This is a genomic window from Oceanicola granulosus HTCC2516, assembly GCF_000153305.1.
Taxonomy (GTDB): domain Bacteria; phylum Pseudomonadota; class Alphaproteobacteria; order Rhodobacterales; family Rhodobacteraceae; genus Oceanicola; species Oceanicola granulosus.
Map to the genome: position 1 here is coordinate 2,501 of NZ_CH724107.1, position 25,058 is coordinate 27,558.

Sequence of the window (25,058 nt, forward strand, 5' to 3'; positions counted from 1 at the left end):
TCAAGTACACTAACCCGTGCGATCGCGAGATCGCACAGAGCTCCACACGAACCAGGTGGAGCTCGGGAAAGTATGACTTCTGATCGGAAGAGGCCTTGCTTCTTCTGGATCAGATCAAGCGCGAAAAGGGCGTTTGGTGGATGCCTTGGCAGTAAGAGGCGATGAAGGACGTGATACTCTGCGATAAGCCATGGGGAGCTGAGAATAAGCTTTGATCCATGGATCTCCGAATGGGGCAACCCACCTGACAGTTTGTTATAATTGCCGCTTGCGGCAGCCTATAATGAGCTGAACCAGGTACTTCTCACCTGAATACATAGGGTTTGAAGAGCAAACCCGGGGAACTGAAACATCTAAGTACCCGGAGGAAAGGAAATCAACAGATACTCCGCTAGTAGTGGCGAGCGAACGCGGACCAGCCGAGCAATGAGAGTGACCGGAACATGTTGGAAAGCATGGCCACAGCGGGTGACAGCCCCGTACGGGAAGCTCGATTTGACGTATTAAGTAGGGCGGGACACGTGAAATCCTGTCTGAAGATCGGGGGACCACCCTCGAAGGCTAAGTACTCCTTACTGACCGATAGCGAACCAGTACCGTGAGGGAAAGGTGAAAAGCACCCCGACGAGGGGAGTGAAACAGTACCTGAAACCGAACGCCTACAATCAGTCGGAGGCTCCTTGCGAGCTGACGGCGTACCTTTTGTATAATGGGTCATCGACTTGGTCTCACGAGCAAGCTTAAGCCGTTAGGTGTAGGCGCAGCGAAAGCGAGTCTTAATAGGGCGCATGAGTTCGTGGGATCAGACCCGAAACCGAGTGATCTAGGCATGACCAGGATGAAGGTAAGGTAACACTTACTGGAGGTCCGAACCCACACCTGTTGAAAAAGGTCGGGATGAGTTGTGCCTAGGGGTGAAAGGCCAATCAAACTCGGAGATAGCTGGTTCTCCGCGAAATCTATTTAGGTAGAGCGTCATCCGAATACCCTCGGGGGTAGAGCACTGGATGGGTAATGGGGCCCCACAGGCTTACTGATCCTAACCAAACTCCGAATACCGAGGAGTACTAGATGGCAGACACACGGCGGGTGCTAACGTCCGTCGTGGAGAGGGAAACAACCCTGACCTACAGCTAAGGCCCCCAATTCGTGGCTAAGTGGGAAAGCAGGTGGGACGACCAAAACAACCAGGAGGTTGGCTTAGAAGCAGCCATCCTTTAAAGATAGCGTAACAGCTCACTGGTCTAAACAAGTTGTCCTGCGGCGAAGATGTAACGGGGCTCAAGCCACGAGCCGAAGCTTAGGATGTGCATAGCACATGGTAGCGGAGCGTAGTGTGACATAATTCCATGTCTCCTTACTGCCCTCGGGCAGATTGGAGACACGGAGTTTTCTGTGAAGCCGGGGCGTGAGCCATCCGGTGGAGAGATCACTAGCGAGAATGATGACATGAGTAGCGACAAACAGGGTGAGAGACCCTGTCGCCGAAAGTCCAAGGGTTCCTGCTTAAAGCTAATCTGAGCAGGGTGAGCCGACCCCTAAGGCGAGGCCGAAAGGCGTAGTCGATGGGAACCAGGTTAATATTCCTGGGCCAGGAGGATGTGACGGATCTCGACGGTAGTTCGTCCTTATCGGATTGAACGGGCTGCTTAGAGGTTCCTGGAAATAGCCCTCCATGAGATCGTACCCTAAACCGACACAGGTGGACTGGTAGAGAATACCAAGGCGCTTGAGAGAACGATGTTGAAGGAACTCGGCAAAATACCTCCGTAAGTTCGCGAGAAGGAGGCCCGGTTTTTACGCAAGTAGAGGCCGGGGGCACAAACCAGGGGGTGGCGACTGTTTACTAAAAACACAGGGCTCTGCGAAGTCGCAAGACGACGTATAGGGTCTGACGCCTGCCCGGTGCCGGAAGGTTAAAAGGAGAGGTGCAAGCCTTGAATTGAAGCCCCGGTAAACGGCGGCCGTAACTATAACGGTCCTAAGGTAGCGAAATTCCTTGTCGGGTAAGTTCCGACCTGCACGAATGGCGTAACGACTTCCCCGCTGTCTCCAACATCGACTCAGCGAAATTGAATTGCCGGTCAAGATGCCGGCTTCCCGCGGTTAGACGGAAAGACCCCATGAACCTTTACTATAGCTTCGCACTGGCATCAGGATTGCGATGTGCAGGATAGGTGGTAGGCTTTGAAGCAGTGACGCCAGTCGCTGTGGAGCCATCCTTGAGATACCACCCTTCGCACTCTTGATGTCTAACCGCGGCCCGTTATCCGGGTCCGGGACCCTGCGTGGTGGGTAGTTTGACTGGGGCGGTCGCCTCCCAAACAGTAACGGAGGCGCGCGAAGGTTGGCTCAGAGCGGTCGGAAATCGCTCGTTGAGTGCAATGGCAGAAGCCAGCCTGACTGCGAGACTGACAAGTCGAGCAGAGTCGAAAGACGGCCATAGTGATCCGGTGGTCCCGAGTGGAAGGGCCATCGCTCAACGGATAAAAGGTACTCTGGGGATAACAGGCTGATGGTGCCCAAGAGTCCATATCGACGGCACCGTTTGGCACCTCGATGTCGGCTCATCTCATCCTGGGGCTGAAGCAGGTCCCAAGGGTATGGCTGTTCGCCATTTAAAGAGGTACGTGAGCTGGGTTTAGAACGTCGTGAGACAGTTCGGTCCCTATCTGCCGTGGGTGTAGGATACTTGAGAGGAGTTGCCCCTAGTACGAGAGGACCGGGGTGAACGATCCACTGGTGGACCAGTTGTCGTGCCAACGGCAGTGCTGGGTAGCTATGATCGGAAAGGATAACCGCTGAAGGCATCTAAGCGGGAAGCCCCCCTCAAAACAAGGTATCCCTGAGGACCGTGGTAGACCACCACGTCGATAGGCCGGAGGTGTAAGCGCAGCAATGTGCTCAGCTGACCGGTACTAATGGTCCGATAGGCTTGATTTGATCCAGTAGAAGCAAGGTCGAAAGACCGACTGGACCAGAAGTCACACACACAACACGACCTGGACAATCCTGATGTTCGCACCCCCGCCCGAAAGGGCCGCGGGGTGTTCCTTTCTCGGTTTGGTGGTCATAGCACGAGCAAAACACCTGGCTCCATTCCGAACCCAGCCGTTAAGTGCCGTAGCGCTGATGGTACTGCGTCTTAAGACGTGGGAGAGTAAGTCACCGCCAAACCTAGCAAGGAACACCCGATCTCTCGACGATGATCAAACAAAGAAATTGGCGCGGGATGGAGCAGCCCGGTAGCTCGTCAGGCTCATAACCTGAAGGTCGTAGGTTCAAATCCTACTCCCGCAACCAAACACAAGCCGCAAAAACGCCGCCCAAAAAGGGCGGCGTTTTGCTGTGGGGCAGTGAGCAGCCAGACAGGCGAGTTCAAGCTGCTCAGCGGCTTTGAACACGTCGCAATGCCTGATTTGCCAGCTATCGAAATATGGGATTGAACGCGATTGTTTCCGCGTCCCTCACCACCACTCCCGAAGGGAATGGTGGGCGACCCTGGAATCGAACCAGGCATGGGTCTCCCCGGCGGAGTTACAGTCCGCTGCCGCACCTTGCAGCTCGTCGCCCTTTGTGGGAGGCACCGATAAAGCCGGCGCATGGGAGCGTCAAGGCGATTTTCCCGTGTATGTTAACCTCCGTTAAGTCAGCGAGACGACCATGAAAAAGCCGACCTGGGTGATCGACAAGGAACGCGCCAAGCGGGCGGCAGCGGCCGAGACGCTGTGGCTCTTCGGCCTCCACGCGGTGCGGGACGCGCTGGAGAACCCGCGCCGCGACAAGCGCCGGCTGGTGGTGACGAAGAATGCCCTCGACCGCCTCGGCGACGCGGTGGGGCAGGCCGGTCTCGAGCCCGAGATCAGCGATCCCCGCAAGTTCGCCGCGCCGCTCGATCCGGGCTCCGTTCACCAGGGTGCGGCGCTCGAGGTGCGGCCGCTGGACTGGGGGTCGCTGGCGGACGTCTGTACGGCGGGGAGCGACCTGCCGCCCCGCGTCGTGCTCCTCGACCGGGTGAGCGATCCGCACAATGTCGGGGCCATCCTGCGCTCCGCGGAGGTGTTCGGCGCCCGCGCCGTGATCGGCGTGCAGCGCCATTCCGCCCCGGAGACGGGCGCGCTCGCCAAGGCCGCCTCGGGCGCGCTGGAGCGGCAGCCCTACCTGCGGGTGACGAACCTGGCGCGCGCGATGGAGGAGCTCAAGGACATGGGCTACCTCGTCGCCGGATTGGCCGGGGAGGCGGAAACGGACATCCGTCCGGCACTGGACGGCCACCGGGACCGGCCCGTCGCGCTGGTGCTGGGCGCCGAGGGGCCGGGCCTGCGCGACAAGACCCGTGAGACCTGCGACGTGCTGGTGCGTATCGACGCAGCCGGCGGGTTTGGCTCCCTCAACGTCTCAAATGCGGCCGCGGTCGCCTTATATGCCTCTCGGAGCGACTAGAGAGGCGAGATGGGCGAGGCGAAGATTGCAACCTGTTGTTATTGCGGCACGCGGGCCGCGCTGGTGCTGAAGGGGCAGGGGCGGCACGAGCTGGCCTGCGCGACGTGCGGCGCGCCGCTCCACGACATGAAGCGGCTGAGGGCCGATGTTCCGCACCCTGCGCCTCCCAAGCCCGGGCCGCCGCGGCCCAAGCCGGGGGGCTGGAAGGGCAGGAAAGTCAAGAAGATCAAGAAGAAGTCTCTGAAGCGCAAGGTGTTCGGTGAAGTCTTCGACATGATCGAGGACCTGTTCGACTGACGCAACGTGATCACATTGTGATGAGGCGACCTGTTCCTGCGGCCGATCGGACACATGTCCTGTACCAGACGCGCACTTGGAACATCCGCGTGTCTGCACTGTCCCTCGTTCCACAACTCTGCGCCCTTGGCTTTCGGCCTCGGGCGCATTTTTATCAGGCCATGCATTACCCCGACTCGCTCCTCAAGGACGTGTTGAGCCAGGCCCGGACCATCGCGGTCGTCGGCTTCAGCGCGAACCCGATGCGCCCGGCGCACTACGTGTCGCGCTTCCTGCGCGACGTCGGCTACAGGGTGATCCCGGTCAACCCGGGGCTGGCGGGGCAGAGCTTCCTCGGCGAGGAGGTGCGGGCGGGGCTGTCCGACATCGACGAAGCAGTGGACATGATCGACATCTTCCGTCGCCCCGAGGCCGTTGCCGGGGTGGTCGATGAGGCGCTTGCGATGACACCGCTACCGAAGGTCATCTGGATGCAGCTCGGCATCACCGAACCGCAAGCCGCGGCGAGGGCCGAGGCGGCCGGCTTGACGGTGATCCAGGACCGCTGTCCGAAAATGGACTATCCGCGGCTCTTCTGATCGCGCGCCGCTTTCTCGGCGAGCCCGCTCTGCGCCGAGCGGCGCTCGAGCTCGCGCTCGATGTCGGCGAGGGTGATGTCGTTTACCGCACACATGACCAGCAAGTGGTAGATGACGTCCGCGGCCTCCGAGACCAGCCGGTCGCGATCGCCCTTGACCGCCTCGATGATCGCCTCGACGGCCTCCTCGCCGAACTTCTCCGCGGCCATCTCGGGCGATGCGAGCAGCCGCGCCGTCCAGCTCTTGTCCGGGTCCGCGCCCTTGCGGCGCGCGATCGTCTCTGCCAGCGCGGCGAGGCTCATGACAGGCGCACCGGGATGCCAGCGCCGGCCATGTGGGCCTTGGCCTCGGCGATGGTGAAGTGTCCGAAATGGAAGATCGACGCCGCCAGCACCGCCGACGCGCCCCCCTCCGTCACCCCCTCGACGAGGTGGTCGAGCGTCCCGACGCCGCCCGAGGCGATGACCGGCACGTCCACCGCGTCGGAGATCGCGCGGGTCAGCGGGATGTTGAAGCCTTGCCGCGTGCCGTCGCGGTCCATCGACGTCAGCAGGATTTCCCCCGCGCCATTTTCCGCAGCGGTGACAGCGAATTGCACCGCGTCGATCCCCGTTGGCTTGCGGCCGCCGTGGGTGAAGATTTCCCACCGTCCGGGCGCGACGGTCTTGGCGTCGATGGCGCAGACGATGCACTGCGCGCCGAAGATCATCGCCGCATCGGTCAGCACCGACGGATTGGCGACGGCGGCGGAGTTGAAGCTCACCTTGTCGGCGCCCGCGAGCAGCAGCGCGCGGACGTCGTCGACGGTGCGGACGCCGCCGCCGATGGTCAGCGGCATGAAGCACTGCTCGGCGGTGCGCGTCACGAGATCGTACATCGTGCCGCGGTTTTCGTGGGTGGCGTGGATGTCGAGGAAGCAGAGCTCGTCCGCGCCGGCCGCGTCGTAGGCGCGGGCGCTCTCGACAGGGTCGCCGGCGTCGACGAGATCGACGAAGTTGATGCCCTTGACGACGCGCCCGTCGGCAACGTCGAGGCACGGGATGATGCGGGTCTTCAGCATGTGACCGTCCGTTTGTGGACGCACGCCCGATACCGGACACTCCCAGTCATTTCAGCATCTCCAGCGCCTCTTCCAGGTCGATCGCGCCGTCGTAGAGCGCGCGCCCGGAGATCGCCCCGGAGATCACGCCGGTCTCTTTCAGACGCCGCAGGTCCTCGAGCGAGGAGACGCCGCCGCTGGCGATGACGGGCACGTCCACGGCCCGCGCGAGCGCGGCCGTCGCCTCCGTGTTCGGCCCGCCCATGGCGCCGTCGCGGTCGATGTCGGTGTGGATGATCGCGCAGATGCCGGCATCCTCGAGCTCGCGGGCGAGGTCGATCGCATCGACGTCCGTTTCCTCGGCCCACCCCTTCGTCGCGACCTTGCCGTTGCGCGCGTCGAGGCCGACCGCGACTCGTCCCGGGAAGGCTTTGGCCGCTTCCCGGACAAGCGTCGGGTTCTCGACAGCCACCGTGCCGAGGATCACCCGCGCCAGCCCCTGCTCGAGCCAGCGCTCGATCGTCGCCATGTCGCGCACGCCGCCGCCGAGCTGGACGGGAATGTCGACGGTGGAGAGGATCTCGCGCACCGGCCCGGCATTGACGGGGGTGCCGGCGAAAGCGCCGTTGAGGTCGACGATATGGAGCCATTCCGCACCCGCGTCCGCAAAACGACGCGCCTGGTCGGCCGGAGCGTCGTTGAACACGGTCGCCTTGTCCATGTCGCCGCGCAGAAGGCGCACGGCCTGGCCGTCCTTGAGGTCGATGGCGGGGTAAAGGATCATCGGCTCGCTCCTGTCTGTGCGCCAATTGGCATGAAGACGACGTGGATGCAACGCGCGCCCGTGGACGCGTGTCCGCAAATGGACATGCCGGCTTAACGCTTTGGCAACCTGTCCTGCGCTATCCCGTCCGCGGGAGGCGGCGAAGGAGACCGACATGGCGAGAGACAGCACGGACCGGCGCGTCCGCCGGACGAGGACCATGCTGCTGCAGGCCGCAGAGCGGCTGATCAAGGAGGAGCGCTGGCCGGAGATCTCGGTGCAGGCCCTGTGCGAGGAGGCCGATATCGCCCGCTCGTCCTTCTACGCCCATTTCGGCAGCAAGGAAGCGCTGCTGGCGGAGGTGCTGGAGCGTGTGCTGACACGGGCGGAGGACGAGATCGGCTCGCTGCCGCGCCGCCCCGGCCGGCTGGTGAGCCTGACGTGGATGGTCTGGCACATCCGGGGCAACCGGGAGCTCTACCGGCTGATCCTGGGCGGTGAGGGGGGCGACGGTCTGCGCCGCCGCGTCGAGGGGCGCTTCCGCGCGGCCATGGGAGGCGAACTGACCGCGCGGGGCATGGCGGCGCCGCTCGAGGCGCGCCGCTTCGTCTCGGCGGGCCTGCTCGCGGTGTTGGACGCATGGCTGCGGACGGACACCACTATCGGCGCCATCGAGCTCGAAATCCGCCTGCAGCGCCTCGCGGCACCGGCGTTGTCGGTCACCTGACCGACAACGGACAGGTCAGGGCCGCCAGGCGAGGAAATTGGCGATCAGCCGCAGCCCGGCCGCCTGGCTCTTCTCCGGGTGAAACTGCGCCCCGACCACCGTGTCGCGCGCGACGATGGCCGTGACGTCGCCGCCATACTCCACGTGCGCCAGCCGATCGGCGCCGTCGGCGACCTGCATCTGGTAGGAGTGCACGAAGTAGGTATGGTCCCCCGTCGCCAGCCCCTCGAGGACCGGGTGAGGGCGGTCGACGACAAGGTCGTTCCACCCCATGTGCGGCACCTTCAGAACTGCCGGCTCCGGCGTGATCCGCCGGATCTCGCCGGGCACCCAGCCGAAGCCCGAAGTCTCTTCGAACTCGTGTCCGACACTGGCCAGCAGTTGCATCCCAACACAGATGCCCAGAAACGGACGGCCCTGTCCTTCGACCGCCTCGACCATCGCCTCCGCGAGCCCCGGCACGGCGAACAGCGCGTTGCGGCAGGCGGGAAAAGCGCCGTCGCCGGGCAGCACCAGCCGGTCCGCGCGGGCCACGAGATCGGGATCGGACGTGACGATGACCGGGCCCGCGCCCGTCTCGGCGGCCATGCGCTCGAAGGCCTTCTGCGCGGAGTGCAGGTTGCCGCTCTGGTAGTCGATGATGGCCGTGGTCACAGGGCCCCCTTCGTCGACGGGATCGCATCGGACTTGCGCGGATCGGGCTCGATGGCCGTCCGCAGCGCCCGCGCGACGGCCTTGAAGGCGGCCTCGGCGATGTGGTGGGAGTTCAGCCCGCGCACCAGGTCGATATGCAGGGTGATACCGCCATGGGTCGAGAATCCCTGGAAGAATTCGCGCACGAGCTCTGTGTCGAAGCTGCCGATCCGCCCGGAGGGGAAGGGCAGCTCGCACACCAGGTAGGGCCGCGCGGAGAGGTCCAGGGCGGCGCGCACCTGCGTGTCGTCCATCGCGAGCGCGCAGTCGCCGTAGCGGCGGATGCCGCGCTTGTCGCCGAGGGCCTTGGTCAGCGCCTGGCCGAGCGCGATGCCAACATCCTCGACCGTGTGGTGATCGTCGATGTGCAGGTCGCCCGTGCAGCGGACCGTCATGTCGATCAGGGAATGGCGGGAGAGCTGGTCGAGCATGTGGTCGAAGAACCCGACCCCCGTCCGGTTGTCGTACACCCCGCTGCCATCGAGATCGATCTCGACGGAGATGTCCGTTTCGGACGTCTGTCTGCTAACGGTCGCCTTCCGCATCCTGAGCTCCTTCGGCCGGTCGGGGCGCTTATAGGCACCCCTCCCGCCGGTGGAAAGCCGCTGCGTCAGCCGCCGGGCCGCGCTTGACGAATTTGCAGGGACGCCCGGGAGCTAGGAGACCTGCTCGCTTCGCTGCGCGACGAGGCTGTTGATGTGGCCGAGCAACTCGGATTCGCGGAACGGCTTGGCGATCAGCGGCCGGTGGCGATGGCGCTCGGGCAGCGCCTCGCGGGTGTGGCCGGTGAGGAAGACGAACGGCACGTCGCAGGCCTCGAGGCTGTCGGCGATGTCGTCGCTGCGCTCGTCGTGGAGATTCACGTCGAGCACCGCCGCGTCGATGTGTTCGCCGCCGATCAGCGCCAGCGCGTCGCTCACCGAGCCCGCCGGTCCGAGGACCTCGAAGCCGGCCTCGTCGAGCACCATCTCGAGCTCCATCGCAAGCAGCGCCTCGTCGTCGACGACGAGCACCAGCGGCCGGGATGGCCTCGCCGCTGTCGTCTTCTCAGCCTCCATTGGCGGCGTCTCCGTCCGTGTTGGTCAGCCGGATCGCGCAGCGCAGGCCGTCGTCGCTGTAGGTGGTGCTGAGGTCGCCGCCGAGCTGACGCAGGATCGCGCCCTCGATGACCGAGATGCCGAAGCCGGGCCGCTCCGGGCGCTCCACGGGGCCCACGCCGCTCTCGGACCAGTCGATCTCGAGCACCGCGTCGCCCTTCCGCCACACCACCTCGAGCCGTCCGGCGGGCCGCGCCAGGGCACCGAAGCGGGCGGCGTTGGTGGTCAATTCGTGGACCGCGAGCGACAGGGTCTGAGCAGAGCGGTTGGAGAGGGTGACGTCGGGCCCCTCGAGCGCGACGGCGCCGGGCGCGCCCGACGCATAGGCCTCGATCTGCTCGGACAGCAGCGTGCGCAAGTCCATCCCCCTCCAGTTGGTGGCCGCAAGCTTGACGTGCGTCCGCGACAGTGAATCGATCCGTTCCATGAAAACGCGACGGAACTCGTCAAAGTTCCTCGCGTGGCGTCCCGTCATCCGGGCGATGGTGCCGACCAGCGCGAGCACGTTCTTGACGCGGTGATCGAGCTCGGCCGACATCACCCGGTTCTGCTCCTCCCAGGCCTTGCGCTCGCTGATGTCGAGGGCGGCGAGGAAGTAGCCGTGGGTGGGCTGGCCCGCCACGCGGGGGACGCAGTAGAGCAGGTAGGTGCGCCGCTCGCCGTGGGGCAGGGCGACGGCGATTTCGGCGGAGGCGGGCTCGCCGGAGTCGGAGCGGGCGAGCTCGGCCGCGGCGGCGCCGGCTTCGGCACCGAGGATGCGGCTCACGGGCTCCGAGAGCACCTCGTCGGGGGTGAAGCCCAGTTCTCCGAAGGTGTTGTTGAACAGCTCGAAGCGCATCCCGCCGTCGACGATCCCGATCAGGATCGGCAGCCCGTCGATCAGCGCCTGCAGCTCTTCGCGCTCGCCCTCGCGGAGCCGCTGGGTCTCGGCCTGGTGGATCGCGAGCCACAGCACCCCGGCGACGGCGGTGAGGAAATGGACGTCCTCCTCGCTCGGCGCGCCGGTGATGCGCCACCAGGCGTGAAGCACGCCCCACGGCTCGACCACGGGACCGATAGGCAGGCAGATGCCGGCGCGGCCGGTGGCGTCGGCGAGCTTGGTGGAGGGGGAGAAGCGGGTGTCGGCGGTGGCGTCGGCGGTGCTGAGCGCGTTGGCGTGGCGGAAGGCGAAGCCGAGCTCGTTGCGAACGTCGTCCCACGTGGCGGTGTTGCCGGCGAGGCCGCGCGCCCAGCCGTGCCCGGCCAGCAGCTTGAAGGTGGCGTCGTCGGCGTCGTAGCGCTCGATCCCGACGAGGTCGGCGCCGAGGCCACGCGCGACCTCGCGCGCCGCCCGCTCGAACAGCGCCGGCACGTCGCCCGACCCGAGCGCCTGGGTACCCAGTTCGGCGATGATCGCCTGCCGGTCGACCTGCCGCTGCAGGTTGCGGGTGGCGCGGCGCAGGCGGGTGACGTCGGCATAGGTCACCACCGCGCCCTCGATGCGGTCGTCGGCGGTGCGGAACGGCGAGATGCGGCGCAGGTAGGCGACGCCGTCCCCGTCGATCTCGGCCTCGCGGGTCTCGAGATCGGCGAGCACCCGGCCGAGGTCGTCGAGCAGCGTCGGGTCGTCCACCTTCAGCGACAGCTCGGCCAGCGGACGGCCGATGTCGGCGTCGCGCACCGCGAGCAGATTGCGGGTCTGGGCCGAGAAGCGGCGGATGGCGAGGTCGGTGTCGAGGAACAGCGTGGCGACGTCGGTGGAGCTGATGAGGTTGGCGAGGTCGTCGTTCGTCGCCTCGAGCTGGGCGATCTTGTCCTCGAGCTCGGCGTTGATCGTGGTGAGCTCCTGGTTGAGCGATTGCAGCTCCTCGCGCGAGGTCTCGAGCTCCTCGTTGGAGCTCTGCAGCTCCTCGTTGGCGCTCATCACCTCCTCGTTGGCCGCCTGCAGCTCCTCGTGCGAGGTCTCGCCCTTCTCGATGACGGTGTGCAGCTCCTGGCGCAGGGCCATCACCTCGGCCTGGTAGTTGGCGACCAGCGCGGTGGCGTCGCCGCTGGGGCGCACGGTGCCCTCGCTTTCGCCGACGGCGGGCGGGGCGGGGGCGTCGGGGCGCAGGAAGTAGAGCAGGTAGTTGCGCCGGCCGCGGGCCTGGATCGGCTCGACGAGAAGGGTCAGTGCCTGCTCTCCCTCGCGCACCGGGTTGACCGGCATCTCCGCGAGGCTCTCCTCGCGCCGCGCGGTGTGCAGGGCGGTCCAGACCTGCGCGCGCAGCGGCTCGATCACCATGTCGGGAAAGCTGCGGGTCATCGCGCCGGAGCGAAAGCCGAGGATGCCATCGAGGTCGCCGTGCAGGCCGAGCAGCTCGAAATCCTCGCCCAGGTGCACCGTCGGCGGCGCGAAGCGGCCGAGCATGGCCTGCACGGCGGAATCGGCCCCGAAATGCGTCGCGGGGCGGCCCGGCTCGGCCTCGCGCACGGTCGGGCGGCGCGGGGTCGGCGCGCGGCGGCGGCCGCCCGAGCGGCGGCGGTAGATGCGGTGGCGCGGCGACAGGGCGACGAAGTGGTCCTCCGCGCGGTCGGCGCTCTCGGACAGGCCGAGGACGAGCACCCCCTCGGGGCGCAGCGCGAAGTGGAACGTCTCGATCAGCCGGTTCTGCGCCGAAGGCTCGAGGTAGATCATCAGGTTGCGGCAGCTGACGATGTCGAGCGACGAGAACGGCGGATCGGTGACGGCGTTCTGCACCGCGAAGACCAGCCGGCCGCGCAGCTCCGCCGTCACCCGCACCTCGTCGCCCACGTCCGCGAACCACCGCGCCCGCCGCTCCGCGTCGATGTCCTCGACGCTGGCGCGCGGGTAGCGGCCCAGGCGGGCGGTCTCGATCGCGATCGGGTTCACGTCGGTGCCGAAGACCTGGACCTCGATCGACTTCCCGCTCGCCTCCACCGCCTCGGTCAGCGCGATGGCGAGGCTGTAGGCCTCCTCGCCGCTGGCGCATCCCGCGACCCACGCGCGCAGCGCCTCGCCGGGCTGGAGCCGCTCGACGACGGGCGCGATGGCGACGCGGGCGATCTCGTCCCAGGTGTCGCGGTCGCGGAAGAAGCGGGTGACGCCGATGAGCATGTCGCGCACCAGCTCGTCGAGCTCGCCGCGCTCGCGCTCGACGGTGTCGATGTAGCCGGCGACGCTCTCCTGCCGGGCGATCGCCATGCGGCGGCGGATGCGGCGGGTCAGGGTGCCGGGCTTGTAGTCGCGGAAGTCGTAGCCCGTCTCGCGCAGCATCAGCTCGAGCAGCCGGGCAAGGTCCTGCGGGTCGATCTCCTCCTCGGGCGCCGTCTCCTCCTCCGCGCGCGGCGGCGCAGCGGGCGGGCCGCGCAGACGGGCGGCGAGTTCCGTGACGGCGCCGCTGAAGTCGACGCGCCCTGTGGAGAGCGCGGCGCGGGGCATCCCGTCGAACTCCGCCTCCTCGGGCGACTGCGCCAGCACCAGCCCGCCGGCGTCGGCGATCTCGACGAGCCCGCGGCTGCCGTCCGTGCCCGTCCCCGACAGCACCACCCCCACGCTGCGCGCGCCGTACTGGGCGGCGAGCGAGCGGAGCATCGAGTCGATGGGCGCGCGCCCGATGGCCTCGCCGCTGCGCTCCGAGATCCGGATGCGCCCGTTGGCGACGGTCATCTCCATGCCCGGCGGCGCGGTGTAGACGGCGTCGGGGCGGATCTCGTCGCCGTCGGTCGCCTCGCGCACGCTGAGGTCGCAGCGCCGCGCGATCAACTCGTGCATGATGCTCGGATGGCTCGGGTCGAGGTGCTGCACCACCAGCACCGCCGCGCCCAGCCGCTCGCCCAGCGCGCCGAACAGCCGCTGCAGCGCGTCGAGCCCGCCCGCCGAGGCGCCGATGCCGATGACGGGGTAATCCCGGCTGGGGTCAGTCGGTGTCATGCCGTTCCTTCTTGCCCGCCTCACGGAGGTAGGGCCCGCTGAACAACATGGCCACCCCCCGCTTCGGTCCGGAGCCGAACGGGACAGCGCGCATGGTCATCTCGGCGCCCTGGAACGTGCCGCGCGCCTCGCGCACCTCGCCGCTGTCGAGCGCCGTCTGCGCCAGCTCGGCGGGATCCGCGAAGCCCGGCCGCACGCCGACGCTGGTGAGCGGCCGGCCGATATCGTGGCGCTCGAGCTGCAGCAGGCGGCCGCAGATCTCGGTGATCCGGGTCAGCCGGAGGTCGGCGTCGAGCACCAGCACGCCGATGTCGAGCATCTGGAAGACCAGCTCGGTGTCGCGGTTGAGGTCGGACAGCAGGTCGATCTTGCGCTCGTGCTCGGCGCTGACCGAGACCAGCTCCTCGTTGACCGCGTGCAGCTCCTCGTTCGAGCTCTGCAGCTCCTCGTTGGAGGCCTGCAGCTCCTCGTTCGACGCCTGCAGTTCCTCGTTCGACGCCTGCAGCTCCTCGCCCGACGCCTCGAGCCGCTCGGTGACGTATTGCAGGCTCTCCTCGGTGAGCCGCAGGTCGCGCTCCAGCTCGCGGATGCGCCGCGTCAGGACCTGCCGGTCCTCGTGGTCCGGATCCTCCCCTGCGGCGAGCCGCACCACGCGCTCCGCCTCGCGGTCCTCGGCGTCGTCGAGCCGCTGCAGCGTGACCAGCATGAAGCGCTTGCCGTCGGCGCGCCCGCCCAGCGGCTCGATGCGCACCAGCAGATCGTGCGGATCGCCGCCCACGTCGGGGATGCGCACCTCGCGCTCGTAAAGCCCGTCCTCGCCGTTGCGCAGCCGCTCGACGCCGACGTTGATCGGGTAGTGCAGGGTCGGGTGGATGATCTCCTCGACGGTCCAGGCGGCGAGGTTGCTCATCGTGTCGACGTAGGCGCTCGCGGCCCCGAACCAGGTGAGCACGGTGCCGTCGAGCGTGATCAGGATCGAGGAGGGGGCGAAGCGCTTCAGCAGCGCGTCGTAGCCGCGCAGCAGGCTGTCGCGGTCGCGGCGCGGCTCCTGGTCGTGGTCGACTTCCGCCAGCGGCGGGCGGGCGGCGCGGGGCCGGCCGGGTTCGTTGCCCCGGTGCCCGCCGAACGAGCCGTGGCCGCCGCGCCCGGCGAGCAGCGCGGTGTCGACGACGCGCCGGTCGGTCGACTTGCGGAACACCCGCCACTTGGCGTCGATGGCGGTGAAGTCCTCATTGTGATGGCCCACCGTCTCCGACGAGCCGAGGAACAGGAAGCCGTCCTTGCGCAGCCCGAACACGAACATCGACAGCACCCGCGCCTGCGCTTCCTCGTCGAAGTAGATCAGCAGGTTGCGGCAGGAGATCAGGTCGAGCCGCATGAAGGGCGGATCGCTCAGCACGTCGTGGACCGAGAAGATCACCTTCTGGCGCAGGGCCGGGTCGACGAGCACGCCGTAGCGGTGCTCGATGAAGTAGCGCTGCCGCAGCGCCTCGGGCAGCTTGTGGATCGCGCGCGCCGGGTAGATCCCGGCGGCGGCGTGATCGACGGACGGGCGGTGGACGTCGGTGGCGATGATGCGGAAGTTCGGCTCGCGGTTGGCGGCGCGCATCACCTCCGACAGCTCGATGGCGATGGTGTAGGCTTCCTCGCCGCTGGCGCAGGCCGGCACCCAGATCCGCAGCTCGGTGTCCGGGTCGGACTGGCTCACCAGCGTCACCAGCGCGTTGCGCGACAGCGACTGCATCGCATCCGGGTCGCGGAAGAACTCCGTCACCCCGATCAGCATGTCGTGGTAGAGTTCCTCGAGCGCCTCGCGGTCGTCGAGCAGCAGGTCGCGGTAGGCCTCGATCGTGTCCAGCCCGCGCAGGTTCTGGCGCCGCTCGATGCGGCGGATCACCGTGGGCGACTTGTAGGCCGAGAAGTCGATCCGGTGTTCGCGCTCGAGCAGGTGCAGGATCGCCTGCGTCGGGTCTTCGGGCATCCGCCGCAGCTGCGCGTCGGGCGAATCCTCGCGCTCGAGCAGCTCGGCGATGGCGCGGGGGATGTCACCGGCGTCGAGCACCCGGTCGACGGACCCGGAGGCGAGCACCGCGCGCGGCATCGAGGTGAACTTCGCCTCCGCCGGCGACTGCACCACCACCTTGCCGCCAGCCCGCTGCACCTCCACCGCGCCACGCGCCCCGTCGGCGCCCGAGCCCGACAGCACCACCGCCACCGAGCGCGCGCCGCCGCGCACGGCCATCGAGTAGAAGAACGCGTCGATGGGCAGGTGCGGCCGGCGGTCGGTGTCGTCGTAGCGGGTGAGGCGGAACGTGTCGCCGTCGAGCTCGGCGAGCGTGTTGGGCGGGTTGAGGAAGATCGTGTTGGGGGCGAGCTTGGCGCCCTCCTCGATATGGCGGATCTCGAGCGAGGACTTCCGCGCCAGCAGCTCGTCCATCATCGAGCGGTAATCGGGCGACAGGTGCTGGAGCACCACGAAGCACCAGCCCGCGTCGGCCGGCGCGGCGCTGAAGAAGGCCTCGAGCGGGTCGAGGCCGCCGGCCGAGGCACCGAGGGCGATGAGAGGAAGCCTGTCGTTTCGCTCGTCCGCGCTCGTCATCGCCTCGTCCCCATCGTCAATGAACACTTTCCCCTTTTGCCGGGTCCGCAACCTGTGCGAAAGGCAAAGTTCGGGCTCGGCCCGCTTTCGGAGGTTCACGATGGCGCGGATTCTCATCGCCGACGACGACCCGAGCTATCACCAGGCGTTCTACGCCGCCGTCGAGGTGCTCGGCCACGAGGCCGTCGGCGTCGCCTCCAGCGACAAGGTGGTGCCGGCGCTCAAGGAGCAGCGCTTCGACATCCTGTTCCTCGACGTGCTGATGCCCGGGGGCGGGGCGATCAGCACCATCCACGCCGTGCGCGCCGTCGACGCCGACCTGCCCATCGTCATCATCACCGGCAACGCCGCCGTGTTCGACTCGCCCATCGTCTCGGAGGGGCTGAGGATGGCGCAGGCGCGGGTGCCCAAGACGGCCGGGCTCGACGATCTGCGCCGGGTGATCGACGACCTCCTCGCCTGAGACCGCGTCCGCTTCGGGAACGCCACGACCGCGGACGGGTTTAGGTTGCGCTGCAACCGAGGGGGCCGAGATGATCACACTGACCTGCGACGTCGCCGTGATCGGGGCGGGAACGGCGGGCATCGCCGCCGAGAGCCGCGCCCGGGCCGCCGGCGTCCGCACCATGCTGATCGACCCCGCCTTCGAGGGCACCCTCTGCGCCAACGTCGGCTGCATGCCTTCCAAGCTGCTCATCGCCGCCGCCGAGGCCGCCCACGCCGTGCGCGGCGCGCATGCCTTCGGAGTCGCGGCGACCGGGGAGGTCGACGGCGTCGCGGTGATGGCCCGGGTGCGCGCTTGGCGCGACCGCTTCGCGCAGGGGGTGCGCGACAACCTCGACGAACTGCCCGAGGGCGTGAGGGTGCGCGGACGGGCGCGCTTCGTCGGCGAGACGGTGCTCGCGCTCGAGGACGGCACCCGCATCGAGGCGGGCTCGGTGGTCATCGCCACGGGCTCCGAGCCGATGATCCCCGACAGCTTCGACATGGTCCGCGACCTCGTCCTCACCAACCGTACCGTGTTCGAGCTCGAGGACTTGCCCGAGAGCCTCGGCGTCATCGGCGCCGGGCCGGTCGGCGTCGAGCTGGCGCAGGCGATGGCGCGGCTCGGGGTGGCGGTGACGCTGTTCGACGGCGGCACCTCCATCGGCGGACTTCCCGACGAGACGAGCGCGGTGCTCCACGACATCCTCTCCGAGGAGTTCACCCTCCATCTCGGCACCAGGCCCGAGGTCAGCCGCGCCGGCGACAAGGTGCGCCTGTCCCACCCGGGCGGCAGCGTCGAGGTGGCGCGGGTGCTCGTCGCGGCGGGGCGGCCGCCGGCGCTCGACGGGCTCGACCTCGCCAAGGCCGGCCTCGCGCTCGACGACCACGGCACGCCGCTGTTCGACCCGGAGACGATGCGCTGCGGCGACTCGCAGGTGTTTCTCGTCGGCGACGCGAACGCCGACCGCCCGGTGCTGCACGAAGCCTCCACCGAGGGCACCGTCGCCGGCTACAACGCCGCCTGCTGCCCCGAGACCAACGCCGCCCGCCGCCGGGTGCCGATGGCGGTCACGTTCACCAGCCCCGCCGCCGCGGTGGTCGGCAGGATCCCCGGCGAGGGCGACGACATCATCACCGGCCGCGTCGACTTCTCCGACCAGGGCCGCGCCAAGGTGATGCACCGGGCCCACGGCCTCTGCCGCATCCACGCCGAGCCCGGCACCTGCCGCCTGCTCGGCGCCGATCTCTGCGCCCCCGGCGGCGAGCACCTCGCGCACCTGCTGGCCTGGGCGATCCAGTGCGGGCTGACGGCGGCCGAGGTGCTGCAGCTGCCGTTCTACCACCCGACGCTCGAGGAGGGGCTGAAGACCGCGCTCAAGGATGTCACGCGCCTCGGCGAGGACGAGACGCCGTGGGATCGCGAACGGGTGCCCAGCCCCGGCACCTAGGCGGGAACCCCCGGTGGCGAGTCCGCCTTGTGGTGGCGGTAACCATTGGGAGGTTTCACCGATGAAATCGTATCAACTCGCACTCGCCAGCCTCACCGCCTGCACCCTCGGCACCGCCGCCCTCGCCGACAGCGTGAGCGGCGAGGTCATGGACCGCGACGGCAACGCCGTCGGCACCGTCTCCGTCGAGGACACCGCCTCGGGCCGCGCGCTCGTGACCCTCGATCTGAACGGCCTGCCGGAGGGGATGCACGCGGTCCACCTGCACGAGACCGGCGACTGCTCCGCCGACGACTTCTCGTCCGCCGGCGGCCACATCGCCGGCGACAACGCGCACGGCGTGCTCGCGGAGGGCGGCCCGCATCCGGGCGACATGCCCAACCTCGAGATCGACGCCGACGGCACGGCCTGGGCGGAGGTCTTCCTCTCCGACCTCGACGTCGGCACGCACCTGACGGACGAGGACGGCGCGGCCTTCATCGTCCACGCGGGCACCGACGACTACGAGAGCCAGCCCTCGGGCGACGCGGGTGACCGGATCGCCTGCGCCGAGCTCGCGGCGCAGTAACGAAAAAGGCCCCGGCGGCGTGCCGGGGCCTTCCTCGCTCAGGTTTCATTGAGGGTCAGAACGTCGAGGCCTGACGCCGCACCCGCAGGTTGTTCTGCACGTGCTCGACGCCCACGCAATCCTCGGCGCAATCCTCCGCCCGGCGCTTCGCCTGGCGCGAATCGACCTCGCCGTCGAGCGTCACTTCCCGGTCCTTGACCGTCACCGTGATCTCGGACGCATCGACCAGCCGGTCGTGCGTCAGCGCGTCGTTGACGTCCTCGGAGATGCGTGCGTCGGAGCGGACATAGCCCTTCGGCCCGCGACCGCGGTGATCCTGTTCGCGACGGCGCTCCGCGTCGTCGTCGCCGAACCACGAGGCGATCTCGTCTCCGGCCTTGTCGAAGAAGTCCCGCTCGTGCGGGTGCCGGTCGCGGCCCGGGCCGCCCCGCCCGTAGGGCGCGCCCATCCAGGGCATCATCGGGGCGGGCCAGCCGGCGGCCCAGGGGAACATGCCTGCACTGTAGGGGTCGAAGCCGCGGCGCTGGCGTTCGTCGTAGTCGCTGTCGGCGTCGCCGTAAGGATCCTGCCCGCGCTGGGCGGATTGGCGGTAGGGGTCGAAGCCGCGCCGGCCGCGCGTGTCGTCGGGGTCCGGGCGGAAGTCGTGCTTGCTGCGAGCCATTGTCTCCTCCTTTGGACGTGGCGGCGCGCATCTTTCGCGCGTCGGGAAAATAACGAACTGCGAGAGGCCCTGTTCCGGCCCCGTCGCGCACGAAAAAGGCCCGGCGGAGGTCCGCCGGGCCGTGATCGGTCGTAACGGTCGCGCAGCGCCGGATCAGGCGGCGTGGTTCAGCCGGGTCTCGGCGAGCTGCGTCAGCTTCTCGTCAGTCGCGCGCTCCTCGGCGAGGGTCTGCGCGAGGATGTCGGCGGCCTCGTGGCGGCCGAGCTCCTTCGACCAGGCGATCAGCGTGCCGTAGCGCGTGATCTCGTAGTGCTCCACGGCCTGCGCGGCGGCGGCGAGGGCGGCGTCGAGCACTTTCTGGTCACCGATGTCGCCGGCGATGTGGTTGGCTTCCTTGATGATGCCGTCGATGGCGGGGCAGGTGACGGCCTTCGGGCTCTCGCCGATGGTCTGGAACACGCGCTCGAGCCGGTCGATCTGGCCGCGGGTCTCCTGCAGGTGCGTCTCGAAGCCGCTCTTGAGCGGGCCCGCCGAGGCCTTCTCGATCATCTTGGGCAGCGCCTTCTCGATCTGCTGCTCGGCGTAGTAGATGTCCTGCAGGGTGTGCAGGTAGAGGTCTTCCATGGTCTGGATGTCGTTGGTGAAAAGTCCCATAACGTGAGTCCTCCTGAGTTTGGCAGCCGCACGGTGGCGGCGTGTCATGCCCCCAGAAACGAGTGGCGACGACGCCTGTTCCGCGCAGATCACGGTTCCCTGAATAATGTTAGGATCGGCCGGTTTCAGCCGAGCCAGACGTCCAGGAACAGCATCACCACGAGGCCGACGGCGAGGCCCGCCGTGGCGCGGTTCTGGTGGCCCCGGCGGTGGGTCTCGGGGATGATCTCGTGGCTGATGACGTAGAGCATCGCGCCTGCCGCGAAGGCGAGCGCCCACGGCAGCAGCGGCTCCGAGATCGACACGATGCCCGCCCCGAACAACCCGCCCAGCGGCTCGACGAGGCCGGTCAGGGCGGCGATGACGAAGGCGCGCAGGCGGCTGTAGCCCTCGCCGAGCAGCGACACGGCCACGGCCAGCCCCTCCGGCGCGTTCTGCAGCCCGATCCCGATGGCGAGCGGCAGCCCGCCGCTGACTCCGTCGGCGCCGAAGCCGACGCCCACGGCCATGCCCTCGGGCACGTTGTGGATGGTGATGGCGAAGACGAACAGCCAGATCCGCCTCAGCGACGCGCCGCCCGGCCCCTCGGGGCCGCTGTCGAAATGCTCGTGCGGCAGCTTCTCGTTGAGCAGCGCCACCGCGCCCATGCCCAGCAGGATCGAGACGCATACGATCGCCGCCGGCCCGGCCTTGCTCGCGCCCTCGCTTCCGGCGGCGTCGAGCGCGGGGATGATGAGCGAGAAGAACGACGCCGCGATCATCACCCCGGCCGCGAAGCCGAGCGCGAGGTCGCGCGTCGCCGAGCCTATGGTGCGGCCCAGCAGCACCGGCAGCGCGCCGACGCCGGTCATCAGGCCCGCGGCGAGCGCGCCGAGGAAGCCGAGCATCAGCGGGTTGTCGATCACGCGCTCTCTCCTGTCGCTGCCAGAGCGACGAGGTGGGGCGCCCGCCGCGCCTGACCAGTGCGGAAACCATCGCGCATCGCGGACGTTCGCTCTGCAACCGCCCCGGCACAGGAGACGACGACATGGCATCCCGCGCGATCTGGAAAGGCCAGCTGCGCCTTTCGCTCGTCTCGATCCCCGTCGAGATCCACTCCGCGAAGAACTCCTCCAAAAGGGTCTCGTTCCGCCAGATCCACCAGCCCTCCGGCAAGCCCGTGCGCTACGAGAAGGTCGTCGCCGGGGTCGGGCCGGTGGAGAGCAGCGAGATCATGAAGGGCTACGAGGTCGGCGACGACGAGTACATCCTGCTCGAGCCCGAGGAGATCGACGCGATCAAGCTCGAGACCAAGAAGACGCTGGAGCTCGTGCAGTTCGTCGACGCCACCGAGATCGCCCCGCTCTGGTTCGACCGGCCCTACTACGTGATCCCCACCGACGACCTCGCCGAGGATGCCTACCGCGTGGTCCGCGACGCGCTGCGCAAAGCCAGGAAGACGGCGCTGGGACAGCTGACGATGCGCGGCAAGGAGTATCTCTGCGCCATCCGCCCCTGCGGCGACGGCCTGCTGATGGAGACGCTGCACTACGAGAGCGACATCCGCTCCGCCGAGCCGCTGTTCTCCTCCATCGAGGACAAGCCCGCCGACGACGAGCTGCTCGACGTCGCTACCCAGCTCATCGAGCGCAAGACCGCCCCCTTCGACGCCTCCGCCTTCAAGGATCACTACGCCGAAGCGCTGCGCGAGCTGATCGCGCGCAAGCAGAAGTCGAAAACCACGAAGCGCACCAAGACCTCCGACAGCGACAAGGCCCCCGAGGCGACCAACGTCGTCGACCTGATGGACGCGCTGAAGAAGAGCCTCAAGGACGGCGGCACCGCCAAGAAGAAGGCCCCGGCCAAGAAGCCCGCCGCCAAGAGCGGCGGAGGCAGCCGCAAGAAGGCCTCATGAGCAGCCTCGACGCGTACCGCGCCAAGCGCGACTTCGACCTCACCGCCGAGCCCGGTGCCGACATCGCCGACGCCGCCACCGAGCGCCCCGCCTTCGTGGTCCAGAAGCACGACGCGACGCGCCTGCACTACGATTTCCGCCTCGAGCACGGCGGCGTACTCTGGTCGTGGGCCGTCACCAAGGGCCCCTCGGCCGATCCGTCGGAGAAGCGCCTCGCGGTGCGCACCGAGGACCACCCCGTCGCCTACGGCGACTTCGAGGGCACCATTCCGAAGGGCCAGTACGGCGGCGGCACGGTCATGCTCTGGGACCAGGGGTGGTGGGAGCCGGTGGGCGATCCCGAGGCGGGGCTGGCGAAGGGCAAGCTGAAGTTCCGCCTCCACGGCGCGCGCATGAGCGGCGGCTGGACGCTGGTGCGGATGCGCGGGCGGGGCAACGAGACGCGCGAGAACTGGCTGCTCATCAAGGAGCGCGACGACGCCGCCGGCCGCACGCCCGACGCGCTGACCAACAAGTACAAGACCTCCGTCACCACCGGCCGCACCATGCGCCGGATCGCCGCCGGCGCCGAGACGGCGAAGCCCGCCGGCCACGCCAAGCCGACCCCGCCGTTCCGGAAGGTCCAGCTCGCCAGCCTGCGCGACGCCCCGCCCGAGGGCGGCGAATGGCGCCACGAGGCCAAGTTCGACGGCTACCGCTGCCTGATCGCCATCGGCAAGGACGGGGTGCGGCTCTACACCCGCAACGGCAAGGACTGGACCGACCGCTTCGGCGACCTCGCCGCCCCCGCCGACGCGCTCGCCTGCGACGCCGCGCTGATCGACGGCGAGGTGATCGCGGGGCAGGGGGGCGGCGACTTCTCGGCGTTGCAGAAGGCGCTGAAATCCGGCGCGCCGCTGACCTTTTACGCGTTCGACCTGCTCCACCTCGACGGCACCGACCTCACCGGCGAGCCGCTCACCGCCCGCCGCGCCGCGCTCGAGGGCCTGCTCGCCGACGTGCCGCCGCGCGGCCCGCTGCGGCTCAGCCCGTTCATCGAGGGCGCGGGTGACGAGGTGCTGGCGGCGATCTGCGAGGGCGGCGGCGAGGGCATCGTCTCCAAGCTGGCCGACGCCGCCTATCGCGCCGGGCGCGGCACCGCGTGGATCAAGTCCAAGTGCATCCGCCGCGCCGAGTTCGTCATCGTCGGCTGGGCCCCCTCCGACAAGCGCGGCCGCCCGTTCTCGTCGCTGCTGCTGGCGAGCCAAGAGGACGGCGCGCTGACCTATCGCGGCCGCGTCGGCACCGGCTTCGACGCCGCCGCGTTCGAGGAGCTGGCCCGCGCCCTGAAGCCGCTCGCCCGCAAGACGCCGCCGCTCCCCAAGCCGCTGCCGCCCGAGACGAAGGGCGCACGCTGGGTGACGCCGAAGCTCGTCGCGGAAGTGGCGTATGCCGAGTTCACCGACGACGGCGCGGTGCGCCACGGCGTCTTCCAGGGCCTGCGCGAGGACAAGGCGGCCGAGGATGTCAGCGCCGGGGCCGAGGCCGCACAGGCACGCCCGGCCAAGGGCGAGGCCACCGTCGCCGGCGTCCGCATCTCGAGCGCCGATCGTGTGGTGTTCCCCAAGGCGAAGCTCACCAAGGGCGGCATCGCCGAGCACTACGCCGAGGTGGCCGACCGCTTCCTCTCCCATGCCGCCGATCACCCGGTCTCGCTGCTGCGCTGCCCCGGCGGGATCGACGGCGAATGCTTCTTCCAGAAGCACGCCGGCAAGGGCTTTCCCGACGCCGTCAAGCCCGTCCCCATCGAGGAGAGCGACGGCGAGATCGAGGATTACATGTACCTCGACAGCGCCGAGGGCATCCTCGGCGCTGTGCAGATGGGGACGATCGAGTTCCACATCTGGGGCAGCCGCCGCGACCGGCTCGAGCGGCCCGACCGGCTGGTCTTCGACCTCGACCCCGACGAGGGTCTGGCCTTCGCCGAGGTCAAGGCGGCGGCCGTCGAGGTGCGCGACGCCTTGGCCGGGCTGGGGCTGGAGAGCGGCGCGATGGTGACGGGGGGCAAGGGCGTCCACGTCATCGTGCCGCTGCGCCGCGTGGCGGGGTGGGAGACGGTCAAGACCTTCTCGCAGACCGTCGCCACGATCCTCGCCCAGCAGCAGCCCGACCGCTACGTCGCCACCATGTCGAAGGCCAAGCGCAAGGGGCGCATCTTCGTCGACTGGCTGCGCAACGATCGCGGCGCGACGGCCATCGCGCCCTATTCCCTGCGCGCCCGCCCCGGGGCCGGCGTCGCGGTGCCGGTGACGTGGGACGAGCTGGCCGACCTCGAGCGCGCCGACGGCTTCGCGCCCGCCGACATGGCGGCCCGGTTCGCCGCGCCGTGCCCACTCGCGGCGGTGCCGACGTCGAGCATCACGACCAAGGTCGTCGACGCGCTGGGCGACTGGGCCGGCGGCTGACCTCTGATCCTGTGTGGGAGGCGAAACTGGAGCGGGTGATGAGATTCGAACTCACGACCCTTACCTTGGCAAGGTAATGCTCTACCCCTGAGCTACACCCGCATCCGTTTCGTGAGGCGTGATCTACAAAGTGCCGCGGGCGGCTGCAAGAGGAAATTTCGCCGATCCGCCGGCTTCCTCCGACGTCACCTCCAGACCGCCGGAACGGGGTCCTCCGAGAGTGTCGCCCCGAGCGCCGCGGCGGCGGAGGGGTGGAAGGACGGCAGGCTCGCGCGGGCGATGTAGCTGCCGTAGAGCCGGCCGTCCTCGCCGCGCCAGATCCAGTCGCGTATGTGGCTCGGATCGAACGACACCCGACCCGGCCGACCCTCCACGACGCCGCTGAACTGGATGTTGTCGACCCGCACGTCGCTCACCAGCACGACCTGCAGGCCGGGCCCGTCCTCGGCCGGCAGGGCGACCTGCAGCGCCGCCCCCTCCGCCGCCCGGCCGTCGGGGCCGACGGCATGTCGCAGGAACATCGCCAGCGTCTCCGACGCCTGCACCCGCGCCGCCTCGAGCGTGCGGGGCGCGAGCGGCAGTCCCGTATCGGCAGCCGCCGCGCTCCTGACCGGCTCGGGCAGGGCGAAGAGCGGATTGTCCGCCATCAGGAAACAGCCGAAAATCCCCGCCGCCGCGACACTCACGAAGGTTCGATCACTCATCAACAAACTACGCAAGGACACCATCCGTACATACGTTACCCATACAAGCT

21 protein-coding genes, 3 tRNA genes and 2 rRNA genes are annotated in these 25,058 nt (G+C 68.3%); 12 read left to right on the forward strand and 14 right to left on the reverse strand.

Translation table 11 applies throughout. The annotated features are described in order from the left end of the window. The first annotated feature begins 112 nt into the window (after nucleotides 1-112). The 3 genes from OG2516_RS00050 (at nucleotide 113) to OG2516_RS00060 (ending at nucleotide 3,303) form a co-directional block, all read left to right on the forward strand. A 23S ribosomal RNA gene (locus OG2516_RS00050) occupies nucleotides 113-2,943 on the forward strand. Between the two features lie 119 nt (nucleotides 2,944-3,062). Next, nucleotides 3,063-3,177 (forward strand): 5S ribosomal RNA (gene rrf, locus OG2516_RS00055). Nucleotides 3,178-3,226: 49 nt separating this feature from the next. Further along, nucleotides 3,227-3,303: transfer RNA gene (locus OG2516_RS00060), tRNA-Met, on the forward strand. 186 nt (nucleotides 3,304-3,489) lie between these two features. Here OG2516_RS00060 and OG2516_RS19825 read toward each other — a convergent pair. Beyond that, nucleotides 3,490-3,573, reverse strand: a tRNA-Tyr gene (locus OG2516_RS19825). 90 nt (nucleotides 3,574-3,663) lie between these two features. Here OG2516_RS19825 and rlmB point away from each other — a divergent pair. The 3 genes from rlmB to OG2516_RS00075 all read left to right on the forward strand — a co-directional run bounded on the left by rlmB (nucleotide 3,664) and on the right by OG2516_RS00075 (nucleotide 5,318). Beyond that, nucleotides 3,664-4,443: a 23S rRNA (guanosine(2251)-2'-O)-methyltransferase RlmB gene (gene rlmB, locus OG2516_RS00065; protein ID WP_007253536.1), complete on the forward strand. Its 780-nt coding sequence runs from the start codon at nucleotides 3,664-3,666 to the stop codon at nucleotides 4,441-4,443. A gap of 9 nt (nucleotides 4,444-4,452) precedes the next feature. Further along, nucleotides 4,453-4,740, forward strand: a complete 288-nt coding sequence (locus OG2516_RS00070) for a hypothetical protein (protein WP_007253537.1) — start codon at nucleotides 4,453-4,455, stop codon at nucleotides 4,738-4,740. Between the two features lie 161 nt (nucleotides 4,741-4,901). After that, entirely contained in the window at nucleotides 4,902-5,318 is a 417-nt protein-coding gene (locus OG2516_RS00075; protein ID WP_007253538.1) for a CoA-binding protein, read from the forward strand. On the opposite strand, the gene OG2516_RS00080 is transcribed toward OG2516_RS00075, so the two are convergent. The 3 genes from OG2516_RS00080 to hisA are packed head-to-tail and all read right to left on the reverse strand — an operon-like array spanning nucleotide 5,300 to nucleotide 7,141. After that, entirely contained in the window at nucleotides 5,300-5,620 is a 321-nt protein-coding gene (locus tag OG2516_RS00080) for a phosphoribosyl-ATP diphosphatase (RefSeq protein WP_007253539.1), read from the reverse strand. The two genes, OG2516_RS00075 and OG2516_RS00080, sit on opposite strands and share 19 nt — an antisense overlap. Next, nucleotides 5,617-6,378: an imidazole glycerol phosphate synthase subunit HisF gene (hisF, locus tag OG2516_RS00085; protein ID WP_007253540.1), complete on the reverse strand. Its 762-nt coding sequence runs from the start codon at nucleotides 6,376-6,378 to the stop codon at nucleotides 5,617-5,619. Before hisF ends, OG2516_RS00080 begins: the two co-directional genes overlap by 4 nt. A 46-nt stretch (nucleotides 6,379-6,424) precedes the next feature. After that, entirely contained in the window at nucleotides 6,425-7,141 is a 717-nt protein-coding gene (gene hisA / locus OG2516_RS00090) for a 1-(5-phosphoribosyl)-5-[(5-phosphoribosylamino)methylideneamino]imidazole-4-carboxamide isomerase (protein WP_007253541.1), read from the reverse strand. 154 nt (nucleotides 7,142-7,295) lie between these two features. Between hisA and OG2516_RS00095 the strand changes: the two genes are divergently transcribed. Continuing rightward, nucleotides 7,296-7,847 carry a TetR/AcrR family transcriptional regulator gene (locus OG2516_RS00095; protein ID WP_007253542.1) on the forward strand — a complete coding sequence of 184 codons (552 nt, stop codon included), beginning with the start codon at nucleotides 7,296-7,298 and terminating at the stop codon, nucleotides 7,845-7,847. A gap of 15 nt (nucleotides 7,848-7,862) precedes the next feature. Here OG2516_RS00095 and hisH read toward each other — a convergent pair whose 3' ends face one another. The 5 genes from hisH to OG2516_RS00120 form a co-directional block, all read right to left on the reverse strand. After that, nucleotides 7,863-8,501: an imidazole glycerol phosphate synthase subunit HisH gene (gene hisH / locus OG2516_RS00100; RefSeq protein ID WP_007253543.1), complete on the reverse strand. Its 639-nt coding sequence runs from the start codon at nucleotides 8,499-8,501 to the stop codon at nucleotides 7,863-7,865. Further along, nucleotides 8,498-9,085, reverse strand: a complete 588-nt coding sequence (gene hisB / locus OG2516_RS00105; protein WP_007253544.1) for an imidazoleglycerol-phosphate dehydratase HisB — start codon at nucleotides 9,083-9,085, stop codon at nucleotides 8,498-8,500. The genes hisH and hisB overlap by 4 nt, the downstream gene beginning before the upstream one ends. Before the next feature lie 111 nt (nucleotides 9,086-9,196). After that, nucleotides 9,197-9,598 carry a response regulator gene (locus OG2516_RS00110; RefSeq protein WP_007253545.1) on the reverse strand — a complete coding sequence of 134 codons (402 nt, stop codon included), beginning with the start codon at nucleotides 9,596-9,598 and terminating at the stop codon, nucleotides 9,197-9,199. Then, nucleotides 9,588-13,550 (reverse strand): chemotaxis protein CheB, encoded by a 3,963-nt coding sequence (locus OG2516_RS18795; RefSeq protein ID WP_007253546.1) that lies wholly within the window; start codon nucleotides 13,548-13,550, stop codon nucleotides 9,588-9,590. Before OG2516_RS18795 ends, OG2516_RS00110 begins: the two co-directional genes overlap by 11 nt. Further along, entirely contained in the window at nucleotides 13,537-16,149 is a 2,613-nt protein-coding gene (locus OG2516_RS00120; RefSeq protein WP_040614849.1) for a CheR family methyltransferase, read from the reverse strand. The genes OG2516_RS18795 and OG2516_RS00120 overlap by 14 nt, the downstream gene beginning before the upstream one ends. Before the next feature lie 100 nt (nucleotides 16,150-16,249). On the opposite strand from OG2516_RS00120, the gene OG2516_RS00125 reads away from it, so the two are divergent. From OG2516_RS00125 to OG2516_RS00135, 3 genes are all read left to right on the forward strand, one after another. Further along, nucleotides 16,250-16,612, forward strand: a complete 363-nt coding sequence (locus OG2516_RS00125; protein WP_007253548.1) for a response regulator — start codon at nucleotides 16,250-16,252, stop codon at nucleotides 16,610-16,612. A gap of 70 nt (nucleotides 16,613-16,682) precedes the next feature. Next, nucleotides 16,683-18,083, forward strand: coding sequence for a dihydrolipoyl dehydrogenase (locus tag OG2516_RS00130; RefSeq protein ID WP_007253549.1), 1,401 nt, complete (start codon nucleotides 16,683-16,685; stop codon nucleotides 18,081-18,083). Nucleotides 18,084-18,144: 61 nt separating this feature from the next. Further along, nucleotides 18,145-18,651, forward strand: a complete 507-nt coding sequence (locus OG2516_RS00135; RefSeq protein WP_007253550.1) for a superoxide dismutase family protein — start codon at nucleotides 18,145-18,147, stop codon at nucleotides 18,649-18,651. Nucleotides 18,652-18,706: 55 nt separating this feature from the next. On the opposite strand, the gene OG2516_RS00140 is transcribed toward OG2516_RS00135, so the two are convergent. From OG2516_RS00140 to OG2516_RS00150, 3 genes are all read right to left on the reverse strand, one after another. Continuing rightward, nucleotides 18,707-19,312: a BON domain-containing protein gene (locus OG2516_RS00140; RefSeq protein WP_007253551.1), complete on the reverse strand. Its 606-nt coding sequence runs from the start codon at nucleotides 19,310-19,312 to the stop codon at nucleotides 18,707-18,709. A 153-nt stretch (nucleotides 19,313-19,465) separates the two neighbouring features. Beyond that, nucleotides 19,466-19,966: a YciE/YciF ferroxidase family protein gene (locus OG2516_RS00145; RefSeq protein WP_007253552.1), complete on the reverse strand. Its 501-nt coding sequence runs from the start codon at nucleotides 19,964-19,966 to the stop codon at nucleotides 19,466-19,468. 125 nt (nucleotides 19,967-20,091) lie between these two features. Continuing rightward, nucleotides 20,092-20,853, reverse strand: a complete 762-nt coding sequence (locus tag OG2516_RS00150; protein ID WP_425357547.1) for a ZIP family metal transporter — start codon at nucleotides 20,851-20,853, stop codon at nucleotides 20,092-20,094. Between the two features lie 140 nt (nucleotides 20,854-20,993). Here OG2516_RS00150 and ku point away from each other — a divergent pair, with 140 nt between their 5' ends. Both ku and ligD read left to right on the forward strand, forming a co-directional pair. Beyond that, nucleotides 20,994-21,860, forward strand: coding sequence for a non-homologous end joining protein Ku (gene ku, locus OG2516_RS00155; RefSeq protein WP_007253554.1), 867 nt, complete (start codon nucleotides 20,994-20,996; stop codon nucleotides 21,858-21,860). After that, nucleotides 21,857-24,304 carry a DNA ligase D gene (ligD, locus tag OG2516_RS00160; protein ID WP_007253555.1) on the forward strand — a complete coding sequence of 816 codons (2,448 nt, stop codon included), beginning with the start codon at nucleotides 21,857-21,859 and terminating at the stop codon, nucleotides 24,302-24,304. Before ku ends, ligD begins: the two co-directional genes overlap by 4 nt. A gap of 27 nt (nucleotides 24,305-24,331) precedes the next feature. On the opposite strand, the gene OG2516_RS00165 is transcribed toward ligD, so the two are convergent. Both OG2516_RS00165 and OG2516_RS00170 read right to left on the reverse strand, forming a co-directional pair. Beyond that, nucleotides 24,332-24,406: transfer RNA gene (locus tag OG2516_RS00165), tRNA-Gly, on the reverse strand. An 83-nt stretch (nucleotides 24,407-24,489) separates the two neighbouring features. After that, a complete protein-coding gene (locus OG2516_RS00170; protein WP_156799251.1) occupies nucleotides 24,490-25,008 on the reverse strand; it encodes a hypothetical protein in 519 nt (172 codons plus the stop codon). Between the last annotated feature and the right edge of the window lie 50 nt (nucleotides 25,009-25,058).